Annotated in this window: 15 protein-coding genes; 8 read left to right on the top strand and 7 right to left on the bottom strand. The window is 69.5% G+C overall.

From position 1 onward, the window contains the following. Nucleotides 1-42 precede the first annotated feature (42 nt). The 3 genes from CJZ86_RS00680 to CJZ86_RS00670 all read left to right on the top strand — a co-directional run bounded on the left by CJZ86_RS00680 (nucleotide 43) and on the right by CJZ86_RS00670 (nucleotide 2,736). Nucleotides 43-1,452, top strand: a complete 1,410-nt coding sequence (locus CJZ86_RS00680; RefSeq protein ID WP_233133748.1) for an ammonium transporter — start codon at nucleotides 43-45, stop codon at nucleotides 1,450-1,452. A gap of 14 nt (nucleotides 1,453-1,466) precedes the next feature. Beyond that, nucleotides 1,467-1,805 carry a P-II family nitrogen regulator gene (locus tag CJZ86_RS00675; protein ID WP_094584039.1) on the top strand — a complete coding sequence of 113 codons (339 nt, stop codon included), beginning with the start codon at nucleotides 1,467-1,469 and terminating at the stop codon, nucleotides 1,803-1,805. Nucleotides 1,806-2,013: 208 nt separating this feature from the next. Then, a complete protein-coding gene (locus tag CJZ86_RS00670; protein ID WP_094584038.1) occupies nucleotides 2,014-2,736 on the top strand; it encodes an SDR family NAD(P)-dependent oxidoreductase in 723 nt (240 codons plus the stop codon). A gap of 6 nt (nucleotides 2,737-2,742) precedes the next feature. On the opposite strand, the gene hemN is transcribed toward CJZ86_RS00670, so the two are convergent. After that, on the bottom strand, nucleotides 2,743-4,113 hold the full coding sequence (gene hemN / locus CJZ86_RS00665) for an oxygen-independent coproporphyrinogen III oxidase (RefSeq protein WP_094584037.1): 1,371 nt from the start codon (nucleotides 4,111-4,113) through the stop codon (nucleotides 2,743-2,745). A 76-nt stretch (nucleotides 4,114-4,189) separates the two neighbouring features. Further along, on the bottom strand, nucleotides 4,190-4,879 hold the full coding sequence (locus CJZ86_RS00660) for a biliverdin-producing heme oxygenase (protein WP_094584036.1): 690 nt from the start codon (nucleotides 4,877-4,879) through the stop codon (nucleotides 4,190-4,192). Between the two features lie 149 nt (nucleotides 4,880-5,028). On the opposite strand from CJZ86_RS00660, the gene CJZ86_RS16875 reads away from it, so the two are divergent. After that, complete coding sequence (locus CJZ86_RS16875) at nucleotides 5,029-5,454, top strand: hypothetical protein (RefSeq protein ID WP_094584035.1); 426 nt, start codon at nucleotides 5,029-5,031, stop codon at nucleotides 5,452-5,454. A gap of 180 nt (nucleotides 5,455-5,634) precedes the next feature. Beyond that, entirely contained in the window at nucleotides 5,635-6,675 is a 1,041-nt protein-coding gene (locus CJZ86_RS00650) for an L-lactate dehydrogenase (protein ID WP_198960038.1), read from the top strand. Nucleotide 6,676: 1 nt separating this feature from the next. On the opposite strand, the gene CJZ86_RS00645 is transcribed toward CJZ86_RS00650, so the two are convergent. Beyond that, nucleotides 6,677-7,366, bottom strand: coding sequence for a long-chain fatty aldehyde decarbonylase (locus CJZ86_RS00645; RefSeq protein WP_233133747.1), 690 nt, complete (start codon nucleotides 7,364-7,366; stop codon nucleotides 6,677-6,679). Between the two features lie 76 nt (nucleotides 7,367-7,442). Beyond that, the gene (acsF, locus tag CJZ86_RS00640) at nucleotides 7,443-8,471 is read right to left on the bottom strand and encodes a magnesium-protoporphyrin IX monomethyl ester (oxidative) cyclase (RefSeq protein ID WP_094584034.1); all 1,029 of its coding nucleotides are present in this window, start codon (nucleotides 8,469-8,471) and stop codon (nucleotides 7,443-7,445) included. A 146-nt stretch (nucleotides 8,472-8,617) separates the two neighbouring features. On the opposite strand from acsF, the gene CJZ86_RS00635 reads away from it, so the two are divergent. The 3 genes from CJZ86_RS00635 to gorA are packed head-to-tail and all read left to right on the top strand — an operon-like array spanning nucleotide 8,618 to nucleotide 10,936. Further along, nucleotides 8,618-8,923, top strand: a complete 306-nt coding sequence (locus CJZ86_RS00635) for an ArsR/SmtB family transcription factor (protein ID WP_094584033.1) — start codon at nucleotides 8,618-8,620, stop codon at nucleotides 8,921-8,923. Beyond that, nucleotides 8,901-9,581, top strand: a complete 681-nt coding sequence (locus CJZ86_RS00630; protein WP_094584032.1) for a pentapeptide repeat-containing protein — start codon at nucleotides 8,901-8,903, stop codon at nucleotides 9,579-9,581. Before CJZ86_RS00635 ends, CJZ86_RS00630 begins: the two co-directional genes overlap by 23 nt. Beyond that, nucleotides 9,578-10,936, top strand: a complete 1,359-nt coding sequence (gene gorA / locus CJZ86_RS00625; RefSeq protein WP_094584031.1) for a glutathione-disulfide reductase — start codon at nucleotides 9,578-9,580, stop codon at nucleotides 10,934-10,936. The genes CJZ86_RS00630 and gorA overlap by 4 nt, the downstream gene beginning before the upstream one ends. Before the next feature lie 15 nt (nucleotides 10,937-10,951). Here the strand turns inward: gorA and CJZ86_RS00620 are convergent, their stop codons facing one another. The 3 genes from CJZ86_RS00620 to cysK form a co-directional block, all read right to left on the bottom strand. Beyond that, a complete protein-coding gene (locus tag CJZ86_RS00620) occupies nucleotides 10,952-11,233 on the bottom strand; it encodes a 2Fe-2S iron-sulfur cluster-binding protein (protein WP_094584030.1) in 282 nt (93 codons plus the stop codon). A 95-nt stretch (nucleotides 11,234-11,328) separates the two neighbouring features. After that, nucleotides 11,329-11,763: a hypothetical protein gene (locus tag CJZ86_RS00615; RefSeq protein WP_094584029.1), complete on the bottom strand. Its 435-nt coding sequence runs from the start codon at nucleotides 11,761-11,763 to the stop codon at nucleotides 11,329-11,331. Nucleotides 11,764-11,800: 37 nt separating this feature from the next. Next, the gene (cysK, locus tag CJZ86_RS00610; protein WP_094584028.1) at nucleotides 11,801-12,781 is read right to left on the bottom strand and encodes a cysteine synthase A; all 981 of its coding nucleotides are present in this window, start codon (nucleotides 12,779-12,781) and stop codon (nucleotides 11,801-11,803) included. Nucleotides 12,782-12,789 lie beyond the last annotated feature (8 nt).

The following is a 12,789-nucleotide window of genomic DNA, read 5'->3' as shown; positions in this document are numbered from 1 at the left end:
ATGCATGGATCACCGACTGGTGCATCGACGTCATCCGCATTGATGACCTTCGATCGCTTTCGCGTCCGCTTTCTGGCTGGGCTTCAGGATCAACGGCTAAGGAAAATCGCCTTCTTTCTGCTGGCGGTGGGGGCCGGCATCGGTCCACTGCTCGCCGGCTCGGCCAAGGCGGCCCTGGCCATGGCTCCCACCGATGGGGCCGACACCCTCCTGATGCTGGTCGGTTCGGCCCTGGTCCTGCTGATGACCCCTGGCCTGGCCTTCTTCTACGGCGGCTTCACGCGGCCCAAGAACGTGCTGAACTGCATGATGATGAGCTTCTTCCTGATGGGGCTCATCGGCGTCCTCTGGGTGGTGATCGGCTACAGCCTGGCCTTCGACGTCGGCTTCGGCAGCCCCTTCATCGGTGGCCTGGGATCGATGTTCCTGCATGGCGTCGGCGGTGAACTCGGCGACCAGCCCCTGGCGGCAGGCTTCCCGATCAGTGCCACCTCCTTCGCCCTGTTCCAGGGCATGTTCGCGATCATCACGCCGGCCCTGATCTCAGGCGCCCTGGTGGAGCGGGTCAGCTTCAAGGCGTGGTTCTGGTTCTGCCTGATCTGGAGCCTGCTGATCTATTCCCCCATGGCCAAGATGGTCTGGGGCGGCGGTTTCATCGGTCCGTTCGGATCGATCGGCGCCATCGATTTCGCCGGTGGCACCGTGGTCCACATCGCTTCCGGCGTGGCGGCTCTCGTGGCCGCGGCCATCATCGGCCCCCGCACCACCTGGCCCAACAGCAAACGCCCGCCCCACAACGTGCCCTTCATCCTGCTGGGGGCAGGCCTGCTGTGGTTCGGCTGGTTCGGTTTCAACGGAGCCAGCATGTTCGCCTCCAAGACGGCAGGGTATCCCTTCCTCACCACCACCACCTCCGCCTCGGCCGCCCTGCTCACCTGGTGCCTGATCGAATGGTTCAAGGACGGCAAACCCACGGCCGTTGGAGCAGCCACCGGTGCCGTTGCCGGCCTGGTGGGCATCACCCCGGCGGCAGGGTTTGTGTACATGGAGCAATCGCTCCTGATCGGCATCGTCACGGCGGTGGTCTGCTTCATTGCCGTCAGGGTGAAGGCCGCCATCCAGTTCGACGATTCCCTTGACACCTTCATGGTCCACGGAGTGGGCGGGACCGTGGGCGCTCTGCTGACCGGAATTCTTGCCTCCAAGGCGCTTGTGCCTGCGGATTACTTCCCCTTGTCGGCCAAGATCCTTGAGGAATCAGGAAATTTCGGCCTGTTCATCGCCCAGTTCAAAGCCGTTATCCTCACCTATGGATTTGTCGCTCTCGGCACGGCTATTATTCTCTGGATTCTCGGGGCCCTGATGCCACTCCGCGTCAGCCCTGAAGAGGAAGAGCGCGGTCTCGACTTCGTGGCTCACGGGGAAGAGGCGTACGATCCAATGACCAACTGACGACCAAACCTTCCATGAAAATGATCACGGCCATGGTCCGCCCCTCCAAGGTGGATGCCATCAAGACTGCCCTCGTCGCCCTTGACATCATCGGCATGACGGTCACCGACTCCCGTGGATTCGGTCGCCAGAAAGGCCAGGTCGAGCGCTACAGGGGAACGGAGTTCACCGTCGAGTTCCTGCCCAAGGCAAGGATCGAGATCGTCGTTCCCACCGCCAAGCTGGACGCGGCGATCGCCGCCATCACCCAAGCCGCCCACACCGGTGAGATCGGCGACGGCAAGCTCTTCGTCACCCCGGTCGAATCGGTGATCCGGATCCGCACCGGCGAATCCGGCGAATCCACCCTCTGAGCAGCGGCTGCAGACACCGGCGCGTCCACCGTTCACCACCCGGAGCTGGCCATCACGGTCAGCTCCTTTTTTGTCGGCACCTGACGGACTCCTGATGGGATCCCGGCGGACCTCTGTGGGGCTCCAGTCCGTCTCCCGCAGCCGTCCCGCAGGCCCCCGCCCCGGCCATCCGCCAGGATTTCCGGACCCGCCGCCGCCGTCGCCGGCCATGGAGCAGACCCGCACCCTGCTGATCAGCGGCGCCAGCCGGGGTATCGGCCGGGCGATCGCAGAACGGGCCCTGGCCGAGGGGCATCGGCTCAGCCTCGGCCTGCGCGATCCCGCCGCCCTGGCGGAGGGCCCGCTGCGGGAGGCCGCCCGCCAGGGGGGCCACCGGGTGGTGGTGCATCCCTACGACGCCCGCGACCCCGGCCAGGCAACGGCCTGGGTGGCGGCGACGCTGGCCCACTTCGGCGCGATCGACGGGGTGATCCACTGCGCCGGTCTTTTCTCCCGGCTGGGCCTGCTGTTCGCGCCGGGCGGCGAAGGGGAGATCGAAGACCTGTGGCGCGTCAATCTGATGGGTCCCTGGTGGCTCACCCGGGCCGCCTGGCCGGCGCTGGTGGCCAGCGGCGACGGCCGGGTGATCACCCTGGTGTCGATGAGCGGCCAGCGGGTGAAGGGTTCCCTGGCGGCCTATCCCTGCAGCAAGTTCGCCCTGATGGCCCTCTGCCAGTCGATGCGCAACGAGGGCTGGGACGCCGGGATCCGGGTGACGGCGATCTGCCCGGGCTGGGTCAACACCGCCATGGCCTCCCAGGTGACGGCCCTGCCCGCCGACGCCATGACCCAGCCCGAGGACCTGGCCGCCCTCACCGCCCAGCTGCTGCGACTGCCCGCCAGCGCCGTGCCCTTCGAGCTGAAGATCAACTGCGTGCTGGAACCCTGCTGAGGTGGCTCAGATCAGCCGCGAGCCGGAGGCCGCCTGGCGCTGGGAGGGATCGAACACGGCCGCCACGGTGCGGATCAGCCAGCGACCCGCGGCGGTCACCTCCACCAGGCCCCGGCCATCGGCCTGGCTGAGCCGCACCAGGCCGTCGTCGGCCAGGTCCTCGAGGGCGGTCCACTCGGCGGCGTAGCGCTCCGGGTCGATCGCCACCCGGAAATGGCACATCACCTGGCGGATCAGCTCCCGCCGCTCCAGCACCTCCGGATCACTCACCACCAGCCCCCGCTCCACCGGCAGCTGGCCGGCGGCGATGCTGGCGGCATAGGCCTTGAGATCCCGCTGGTTCTGGCTGAAGAGCCCGGGGAACTGGCTGATCGCCGTGGGACCCACCCCCAGCAGCTCCAGCTCCCCGCCGGTGGTGTACCCCTGAAAATTGCGGTGCAGGCGCCCCTCTCTGGCCGCCACGGCCAGGCTGTCGCCGGAGAGGGCGTAGTGGTCCATGCCGATGGCGTCGTAGCCGCAGCCGCCCAGGCGCGCGGCGGCACTGTCCAGCATCTGCAGTCGCTGGCGCTGGCTGGGCAGATCCTCGGCGGCGATTTTCCGCTGCAGGGGCAGCTGCTCGGGCAGGTAGGCGAAGGAGAACAGGGACACCCGGTCGGGGCGCAGGTCCTGCACCAGGGCCAGGGTGGCGTCGAACCGCTCCGGCGTCTGCAGCGGCAGACCGCAGATCAGATCCACGTTGACGCTGGCGAAACCCGCCTCCCGCATCCAGCCCATGGCCCGGCGCAGCTGGTCCACCGGCACCACCCGGTTCACCGCCTTCTGCACCAGGGGGTCGGCATCCTGGATGCCGAAGCTGATCCGCGTGAAGCCCAGACGGCGCAGCTCCATCACGTCCTGGCGGCTGAGGGCCTCCGGATTCACCTCGATGGAGGCCTCCAGATCGCTCTCCAGGTCGAAGTGGCGCTCGATCAGCTCCCAGAGCCGCCGGCGCTCGGGGATCGTCAGATAGTTGGGGGTACCCCCGCCCCAGTGCAGCTGGGCGAGGCGACGGCGCTGGCCGGAGTGGCGGCTGATCAGCTCCAGTTCCGCGGCCAGGGCCTCCAGGTAGGGATCCACCACCTTGGAGCCGGCGCCGGTGGTGATGCGGTTGCAGCCGCAGAACCAGCAGGCGTTGCGGCAGAAGGGCACGTGCACGTAGAGCGACAGCGGCGCGTCGGTGGGGCGGGCCAGCTGGACCTCCAGATCGGCCGCGCTGACGCCCCCGTGGAACGCGGCGGCCGTGGGATAGCTCGTGTAGCGGGGAACGGGCCGGTCGTGCTTGAGCAGCAGGTCGATCGGGGTGGTGGGACGGGGGGAAACGGTGGCCGCAGGGGTCATGGGGAGGGGATGGGAGCGTGGCGGGAGCAAGAGGGGAGAGGGGGGCGGCCGGTGCGGCCAGGGGCGCGCGGGGCGGCTAGGCGGCGAGCTCCCCCAGCTCCGCCAGCAACCGCTGGGTGTCGTGGAAGGCGATCACCGATTCCTCCAGCAGTTCCAGCTCCTCGTCTGCGCTGAGGTCCATCCGTTCGATGGCGTCATGCAGCTCCTGCTTCAGCACGGGGATGGGGCGCTGGAACTGCCAGAACTGCAGGGGCGGCAGGCCCTGGTCCGCGAGGATGGCGTTGGCCTGCTCGGCCAGTTGCTGGCCCCCGGAGAGGTCGCCGCCGTAGCGCACGTAGACGTGGGCCATGAACCGGTGCGGGGCCTGCTGGGCCAGGCGCTGCAGGTGCTCCAGCCAGATCTCGGCCGCCGCGGAAGCGGGCGTGGCCGGGACAACGGCCAGCCGGGCGATGTCCTGGTGCAGGGCCTGGCTGCGGGCCAGGTCGGCCCAGGGGAACCCCTCGGCTCCCAGGGCGGCCGCGAGCAGGGGGCCCCGGGCCTCGATCAGGCCGTAGGCGGGGGCGAGGGCGCGGATCAGGGCCGCCAGCTGGCGGGGGTGGGCCTGCCCCGCCAGCAGCGACCGGGAGAAGGACATGCCCTCGGCCTGGTGGTGGGCGGCACCGATGCGGCCATGGAGGCGACGCACCCGGGGGCCGAACCCCTTGCGGGCGAGCACATCGGCGGGGCCGGCATGGTCGGAGATGGCGACAGGGACGGCGGTGGTCATGGGGAACGGTGCTGGGGGAGAACGGGCCCGCGAGGGGCGCTGTTGCCTACGGTATAACGGTACTGTTGTTCCATTCTTCTGCAGCAACAAAATCGTTGCAGCCTCCGCATCCGCTCCCCGCCCCCATCCCCTCCGCACCCCTCTCCGCCATGTCCGCCACCACCCAGGTCCCACCCACCGCGCCCCTGCGCTCCCTCTCCTTTCTGGTGGCCCCACTGGGGCAGCTCAGCGGGGACGGCCAGCTGCGGGAACTGATCGAGGAACGCCGCCAGCGCAAGGGCGCGGACGTGGAGCTCTGGTATCTGGGACAGGATCTGGTGGAGGAGCTGCGCCTGGCTCAGGCCTTCCGCCATCCCCCTGCGAAAGACCAGGAGCGGACGCGGCCACAGGGGCCCATCGAAGCGATCGTGGCCGGCGACGCGGCGGTGATCACCTGGCTGCAACTGCGCTTCGGCGGCTGCGCAGGCACGCTCGCTCTGCCGACAGGCTGGCTGCAGGAGCGGGCGGCAGCACTGCCGCCCCGGGCGCCGGCCGCCGACACCGCCACCAGCAGCGCTCGCGCCGACAGGGGATAGAGGGGGTGTTCCCCGCGGCTGTGGTCCCGGAGCCGTGACAGCGACGCTCCGGGGTGTTTCCGTTGGGCTGACGGCCCGATTCCCAGGGCGGAGGCGCAGTGAACCCAACAGCAACGAACCCAACAGCAACGAACCCAACCGCCACAACCCATCCGAGCCACCCCCAGGCCCCTGCCGCCGGTGCCTGATCTCACCCCGGCCGTCGGCGACGCCTCCGCCGCCCCCTTCTGCAACCTGCTCCTGCCCACCGGCGCCCAGGCGCGGGGACGCACCCTCCCCGGCCGCAAGGTCGTGATCGTGGGCTGCGGCGCCGTGGGCATGGCCTGCGCCGTGGCGATCCTGCACAGGGGCTGCCAGGAGGAGCTGGTGCTGGTGGATGTGGCCCATGACCGGCTGGAGGGGGAGGTGATGGACCTCTGCCATGGCCTGCCATTTCTGCCCCGCACCGACCTGCGGGCCGGGAGCGTGGAGGACGAGGGACGGGATGCCGATCTGGTGGTGATCACCGCCGGCGTGGCCCAGCAGCCGGGCCAGTCACGGCGGGAGCTGATCGAGCGCAATGCGGACCTGTTCCGCAGGCTCGTGCCGCCGATCGCCCTCCACTGCCCCCGGGCGGTGCTGCTGGTGGTGAGCAACCCGGTGGATGTGCTCACCCACATCGCCGGCCAGCTGAGCGGCTTCCCCGCCCACCGGGTGATCGGCTCGGGCACCGTGCTCGATTCGGCCCGCTTCCGCATGGCCATCAGTCGCCGGCTGGGCATCGATCCCCACGACGTCCAGGCCTGGGTGATCGGCGAACACGGCGATTCGGAGGTGCCGGTCTGGAGCCGGGTGACGGTGGCTGGCTCCGGGCTGGTGGATGGGGGCTGGGAAGGCAGCCGCACCCTGGCGGACCCTGAGCTTCAGGAGCTGTTCCACGCCGAAGTGCGCCAGGCGGCCTACGAGATCATCCGGCTCAAGGGCAGCACCTCCTGGGCGATCGGGCTGGCCACCGCCGAGATCGTCGAGGCGGTGCTGCGCAGCAAGGACCAGATGCTCACGGTGAGCAGCCGCAGCCACGGCCACTACGGCCTGCCCGATGTCTGCCTCAGCCTGCCCACGATCGTCAACGACAGCGGCGCCGCCGCCCTGGTGCAGATGGCCCTGACCGAGAAGGAGATGGGGCAGCTGCGCCACAGCGCCGAGGTGCTGCGCGGCATGCTCGATGAGGCGGGGTTCTGACCTAGGCCGCCACCTCCACCGCCCGGCCAGCCAGTCGCGCCACCAGAGCGCGGGCCTGGGACGGGGGGAAGCCCACCATCTCAATCGCCGCCTGGAAGCAGCCCACGAATTCGCCCACCAGGTCGGTGGGATTGATGCCGATGGCGGTCAGGTCGTCGCGGACGCTCTGGAGCATGGCCAGCACGATCGGCAGGGCGCGCTCGCAGCAGGCCGCGATCGGTGCGGCCACCTCCGGGAACCAGGCCGCCAGCCAGCGTCCGCCGTACTCGAGGTGTTCGGCCTCATCGGTGAGCACCGACTCGATGATCGGCGCGGCGAAGGGGTCGGCCACCGGCTGGTAGCAGCGGTAGGCGGCCACGGCGAAGCTTTCCACGATCAGGCACTGGATCACCAGGGCGCTGACGCGGTCGCCGCTGCTCACAGCCTCACGGAACAGGCGATGCAGCGGCGAAAACAGCCGGCGCGCCAGCGGCAGATCCGGGCGGATCCCCAGCTGCCTGCCGCAGCCGGAGAAGTCGCGGGCATGGTGCCCCTCCATGGCGGCGAGCCGCAGCAGGTCGTCCCGGTCCTCCGGAAGGAGGCCGGCCAGCAGGCGGAAGTGGCTGTCCGCCAGGCCCTCACCCACGATCACCAGGGCGTTGATGCGGCTGTAGGCGTCGCAGTAGGCGGCGCTCAGATGGGGCTGGGGCATGGGAGAGGAAGCAAGGGAACAGGAGCTGAACGATCCGCTGGTGGAGGCCGCAGGGAAAGCCGCGGGCAGCCCGGGCTCAGCCCGCCTCCGCCCGCACCATCGGCTGCCAGAACTGCCGCCACAGCAGCCCGCCGAAGCGCAGCCTCAGGCCGATCTGGCGCCAGGGGCCGGCCCCCTGGCGGCGGGCGGCGCCCATCTCCTGGAAGCAGGCGACAAGGCGATCCCGCAGGGCGATGAAGCCGCCGGATTCCAGATCGAACACCCAGGGGAAGGCCCGGCGGGCCGTGCGGTTGGTCTGACGCATCACCTCGGCGTCGAAGGCCTCCGGGTCCATCCCCAGGATCCCGTAGAACTCGCCGCGCTCACAGACCGTGAGGCTGTGGGTGAGAAACACCGACCACAGGAAGAAGCGACTCAGCAACTTGCCGCGCAGCCCCTGGCGCAGGGCCGGCCAGCAGCGGATCAGCATGTTGAAGATGTCGCCATGGCGATTCTCGTCCTGGCACCAGGGCTCGAAGAAATCGAACAGCGGCGCGAAGTTGCTGTCGGGGTGGGCCTTGAGATGGCGGTCGATGAGGATGTACCGCCAGTAGCCGATCTTCTCCGACAGGAAGACGCTGTAAAGCACCCAGCTCAGGGGAAACCAGGTGATCGGCCGCTTGGTGCTGAGGCTGGGCAGGTCGATCTCGATGCCCTCGGCCACCAGGGCCCGGTTGAGGAAACCGGCATGGCGGGCCTCATCGCGGGCCATCAGCTGGAACAGCCGCCCCATCTCGGGACGCTGCGCCTGGAGGAGCCGCCGGGAAAGCTCCTTGAACAGCAGGAAACCGGAGAACTCCGACACGCAGGAGCGCACCAGGTAGCTCTCATACGCCTCCTTCTCCTCAGGACTCAGGTCCCGGAGCCGGTCCAGCGGTGCCTTGCGATCGAAGTGGTCGCGGTTGTAGTCCGCCTCCATCTCGGCGAGCATCGCGTCGAAGGCCGGCCGCTGCGGCTCCAGATCCGTGCGGGCCGCCTTGGCGATCTGGGTCGTGTAGAAGCGCGGGGTCAGCAGGTCTTCCCGCAGGTGGGGCGCCGCAGCAGGGGTGGAGAGGGTGGCGGTCATCAGGGGGCGACGCTGGCTCGCGTCATAACGACATCGTGATACTACGTGATCCAGGTGAAGCAGACCTGTGGTTTCACGATTCTGTATCAACAGTCTGAGACGCAAGCGTGGTAGCCTCGCCACCATCCCGGGCTTCGCTGCGGTCGATGGAATCTCTGGCCGACTACTTCAAGGTGTTCTCCGAGCCCAACCGGCTCACCGTGCTTGAGACCCTGCGGCCGGGCCCCCTGAACGTCACGGCCGTCGTCGAGAAGACCGGCCTCAGCCAGGCCCTCGTGTCCAAGCATCTCAAGCTGCTGACGATCGCCGGGGTGGTGCGTCGCCGTCCCGAAGGCAGCCTGGTGTTCTATGAAGTGATCGACAAGGGCGTCTTCCAGCTCCTGGCCCAGGCCCGGAAGCTGATGCTCGCTTCCCGCCGCCAGCAACTCGATGCCCTTGCGGCCATCCTCTGACCGTCCCGCCGATCTTCCGGGCGACCTCCCCGCCGACCTGGAGGCCCTCAAAGACGCCCTGGCCGCAGGCCGCCGCCACTTCGCCGGTCTGCGGCTGGGGGATCTCGATGGCGTGGCCCTGGATCTGGGCGACTGCGACCTGCACGGCGGCTGCTTCAAGGAAGGTCGGTTCGGCCATGCCCGGCTGGCGGGAGCGAACGTGGAGGCCGCCTGCTTCCAGCAGGCCCTGCTCTGGGGGGCCGACCTCTCCGGTCTCAAGGCCAGCGGCTCCTTCTGGCACGACGCCGACCTGTCGGCGGCCCGGCTGCAGGGGGCCGATTTCGGCGGCGCCCTGATGCACCGCTGCTGTCTGCGGGGGGTGCTCGGGGCCCACAGCCGCTGGCGGTCCACCCGGCTGGTGGAGGCCGACTTCCGCGGCGGGCTCGACCAGCCCACCGACCTGGGCGGGGCCGATTTCCAGGGGGCCGACCTCAGCTTCGCCCAGATGCAGGGTGCCCAGCTGCAGGGGAGTGATCTGCGCGGTGCCTGCCTCTACGGCACCAACATGGGAGGCGCCGACCTGCGTGATGCCGATCTGAGCGGCTGCGACCTGCGGGACACCGATCTCCGGGACGCCATGCTGGAAGGCACCGTGCTCCACGACGCCCTGCTGCCATGACCGACTGCTTCGATCTGATCGTCCTCGGGGCGGGCTCAGGTGGCCTGGCGGCCGCCAAACGGGCGGCCTCCTACGGGGCCTCGGTGGCGATCGTGGAGGGCGATCGGGTGGGGGGCACCTGCGTGATCCGCGGCTGCGTGCCCAAGAAACTGCTGGTCTACGGCTCGGCCTACCGCCACCTGCTGGCCGATGCGAGCAGCTACGGCTGGCAGCTGGATGGCTTCCGGCCCGACGCCTCCGTGCTGCTCGCCAATGTGCGCCGCGAGGTGGACCGGCTCAACCAGCTGCACATCACCCTGCTGGAGAAGGCGGGCGTCGAGCTGGTGCGGGGCTGGGGCCGCTTCGCCGATCCCCACCACATCGACGTGGTCCAGGGCGCCGAGACCACCCGTCGGCTCAAGGGGGAACGGATCCTGATCGCCGCCGGTGGCCGGCCGCACCGTCCCAGCTTCCCCGGGGCCGAACTGGGCTGGGTGAGCGACGACATGTTCCTGCAGGAGCGCTTCCCGGACCGGGTGGTGGTGGTGGGGGCGGGCTTCATCGCCTGCGAATTCGCCTGCATCCTCCATGGCCTGGGTGTGGCGGTGACCCTGCTGGTGCGGGGCGACCACCTGCTGCGGGGCTTCGACCGGGAGGCCTCCCATGCGGTGCAGGAGGCCATGGAGGCTGAAGGCATCGAGATCCGCTTCGCCCACAGCCCCGCCGCCATCACCGGCGTGCCCGGGGCCCTGGAGCTGGTCACCCAGAGCGGTGAGGTGCTGCCCTGCGGCGGCGTGCTGCTGGCCACGGGCCGGAGGCCCTTCCTCGAGGGGCTGCAGCTGGAGTGCGCCGGGGTGGCGGTGGAAGGCCACCGCATCCCGGTGGATGCCGACCAGACCACCAACGTGCCCCACATCCATGCGGTGGGCGACGTGACCGACCGCATCAACCTCACCCCGGTGGCGGTGGACGAAGGCCGGGCCTTTGCCGACACCGTCTACGGCAACAAGCCCCGCCAGGTGAATCACGACCTGGTGGCCAGTGCCGTGTTCAGCCAGCCGGAACTGGCCGGGGTGGGGCTGAGCGAGGAGGCGGCGATCGAACGCTTCGGCAGCGAAGGCATCCGGGTGCACCGGGCCCGCTTCCGGCCCATGGCCCAGGCCCTGCCGGCCCGGGGCCCCCGGGTGCTGCTCAAGCTGATCCTGGAGGCGGCCACCAACAAGGTGGTGGGCTGCCACATGGTGGGCGAGCACAGCGCCGAGATCATTCAGATGGCGGCGATCGCCATCGGCATGGGGGCCACCAAGGCCGACTTCGACCGCACCATGGCCCTGCACCCCTCGGTGGCCGAGGAGTTCGTCACCATGCCCGGCTGATCGAACACACGCGGATCAGAGATCGTCTTCGACGCCCGGCTTGATGGTGCAGTCGGAGAGGGGGTAGCTGACGCAGAGCAGGGCGAAGCCTTCGCCGATCTGGTCATCGTCGAGGAAGCTCTGGTCGGACTGGTCGACACTGCCGGAGAGGATCTTGCCGGCGCAGGTGCTGCAGGCTCCGGCGCGGCAGGAATAGGGCAGATCAATGCCCTGCTCCTCGGCCGCGTCGAGGATGTAGGTGTCGTCGGGACAGCTGAAGGACTTGCCTCCTTCCAGGCTGATCGTGAAGCTCGCCATGGTGACGCAGGAGGACGATCAGCAAATCCTTGGGGAACCTGCCCCGGCAGTGTGTATCGCAGCGAACAGCGTGCGCGGGCGGGCACACGGGGCCTTCAGGACCCGGCGCCGCCCTGAAGGTCGGCGGGGAACCCCCAGGCCCGGCGGAGTCCCGGGTCGGACAGCTCCCAGGCATGTTCGCTGGCCACCACGGCGGCCCGCACCCCTTCCCCCGTCAGCCCCCTGGCCGCCCGGGCGCTCTCCAGCAGCTGGCGGAACCGCAGGCTCTCCTGCAGCAGCCGCTCGACCCGCTCCGGCCCCCCGGCGCTGGCGAGCATCGTCGGTTGCCGGGCGCAGAGTTCGAGGGTGTCGATGTGCTGCTCCAGCCAGGCGGCCTCGTAGTGGAGCATGGCGTCGCTGCAGCCCTGGAGCCGGGCGGCATACAGCGTCAGATGCTCCTCCAGCACGGCAGGATCGCCGGAGCGGTCAACCGGAGCCGGAGCGGTGGAGCGGTCATGGAGCCGCTGCATGATCTGACGCAGGTAACTCATCGGCGGTGGCCTCGCGGCGCTCGTGCGGTCGGTGGGGTCAGACGGCCGCCAGACCCCGTTCGTTGAACACGCCTTCGAACAGCACCGAACTGAGGTAACGCTCGCCGGAGTCGGGCAGCACCACCACGATCGTGCGGCCCTCAAAGGCCTTCTCCCTGGCGAGCCGCAGGGCGGCCACCGTGGCGGCGCCGCAGGAGATGCCGGCCAGGATCCCTTCCTCCTTCATCAGGCGCCGGGCCATGTTCACCGCCTCCTCGTCGCTGACGGCCTCGACCCGGTCGACCAGGCTGAGGTCGAGGTTGGCGGGGACGAACCCGGCGCCGATGCCCTGGATCTTGTGGGGACCGGGCCGGAGATCCTCGCCGGCGATGGTCTGGCGGATGACGGGGCTGTTGAACGGCTCCACCGCCACCGACACCAGCGGCTTGCCGAGGGTGGTCTTGATGTAGCGGCTGACGCCGGTGATGGTGCCGCCGGTGCCGACGCCGCAGACCAGGGCATCAACCACCCCGCCGGTGTCGGTCCAGATCTCGGGGCCGGTGGTGTCGTGGTGGATGCGGGGGTTGGCCGGGTTCACGAACTGCTGCAGCATCACCCAGCGGTCCGGTTCGGACTCCGCCAGCTCCCGGGCGGCCGCGATGGCACCCCCCATGCCCAGCCTCCCCTCGGTGAGCAGCAGGTGGGCGCCGTAGGCCGTGAGCAGCTTGCGCCGCTCCAGGCTCATCGTCTCCGGCATGGTGAGGGTGAGGGGGATGCCCCGGGAGGCGGCCACGAACGCCAGGGCGATGCCGGTGTTGCCGCTTGTGGGCTCGATCAGTTCCTTGCCGGGCCCCAGCAGTCCATCCTTCTCGGCCTGCCAGATCATTGCCGCGCCGATGCGGCACTTCACCGAATAGGCCGGATTGCGGCCCTCGATCTTGGCGAGCACCCGGGCGCCGCATCCCTCCGTGACGCGATGCAGCTCCACCAGCGGGGTCTGCCCGATGCTGAGGCTGTTATCGGCATGGATGGGGCTCATGGTGCTCC

The sequence above is a fragment of the Synechococcus sp. BO 8801 genome (assembly GCF_002252675.1).
Taxonomy (GTDB): Bacteria; Cyanobacteriota; Cyanobacteriia; order PCC-6307; family Cyanobiaceae; genus Cyanobium.
The sequence above is the reverse complement of the archived record's forward strand: the minus strand, read 5'-3'. Positions and strand labels throughout refer to the sequence as shown.

Excerpts from the sequence above, each read along its gene's own strand:
- CJZ86_RS00680 (WP_233133748.1), top strand. The coding sequence starts at position 43 with ATGACCTTCGATCGCTTTCGCGTCCGCTTTCTGGCTGGGCTTCAGGAT.
- CJZ86_RS00635 (WP_094584033.1), top strand. The coding sequence starts at position 8,618 with ATGGAATCTCTGGCCGACTACTTCAAGGTGTTCTCCGAGCCCAACCGG.
- CJZ86_RS00660 (WP_094584036.1), bottom strand. The coding sequence starts at position 4,879 with ATGACCACCGCCGTCCCTGTCGCCATCTCCGACCATGCCGGCCCCGCC.
- CJZ86_RS00670 (WP_094584038.1), top strand. The coding sequence starts at position 2,014 with ATGGAGCAGACCCGCACCCTGCTGATCAGCGGCGCCAGCCGGGGTATC.
- cysK (WP_094584028.1), bottom strand. The coding sequence starts at position 12,781 with ATGAGCCCCATCCATGCCGATAACAGCCTCAGCATCGGGCAGACCCCG.
- CJZ86_RS00620 (WP_094584030.1), bottom strand. The coding sequence starts at position 11,233 with ATGGCGAGCTTCACGATCAGCCTGGAAGGAGGCAAGTCCTTCAGCTGT.
- CJZ86_RS00675 (WP_094584039.1), top strand. The coding sequence starts at position 1,467 with ATGAAAATGATCACGGCCATGGTCCGCCCCTCCAAGGTGGATGCCATC.
- CJZ86_RS00645 (WP_233133747.1), bottom strand. The coding sequence starts at position 7,366 with ATGCCCCAGCCCCATCTGAGCGCCGCCTACTGCGACGCCTACAGCCGC.
- acsF (WP_094584034.1), bottom strand. The coding sequence starts at position 8,471 with ATGACCGCCACCCTCTCCACCCCTGCTGCGGCGCCCCACCTGCGGGAA.
- CJZ86_RS00630 (WP_094584032.1), top strand. The coding sequence starts at position 8,901 with ATGCCCTTGCGGCCATCCTCTGACCGTCCCGCCGATCTTCCGGGCGAC.
- CJZ86_RS16875 (WP_094584035.1), top strand. The coding sequence starts at position 5,029 with ATGTCCGCCACCACCCAGGTCCCACCCACCGCGCCCCTGCGCTCCCTC.
- hemN (WP_094584037.1), bottom strand. The coding sequence starts at position 4,113 with ATGACCCCTGCGGCCACCGTTTCCCCCCGTCCCACCACCCCGATCGAC.
- CJZ86_RS00615 (WP_094584029.1), bottom strand. The coding sequence starts at position 11,763 with ATGAGTTACCTGCGTCAGATCATGCAGCGGCTCCATGACCGCTCCACC.
- gorA (WP_094584031.1), top strand. The coding sequence starts at position 9,578 with ATGACCGACTGCTTCGATCTGATCGTCCTCGGGGCGGGCTCAGGTGGC.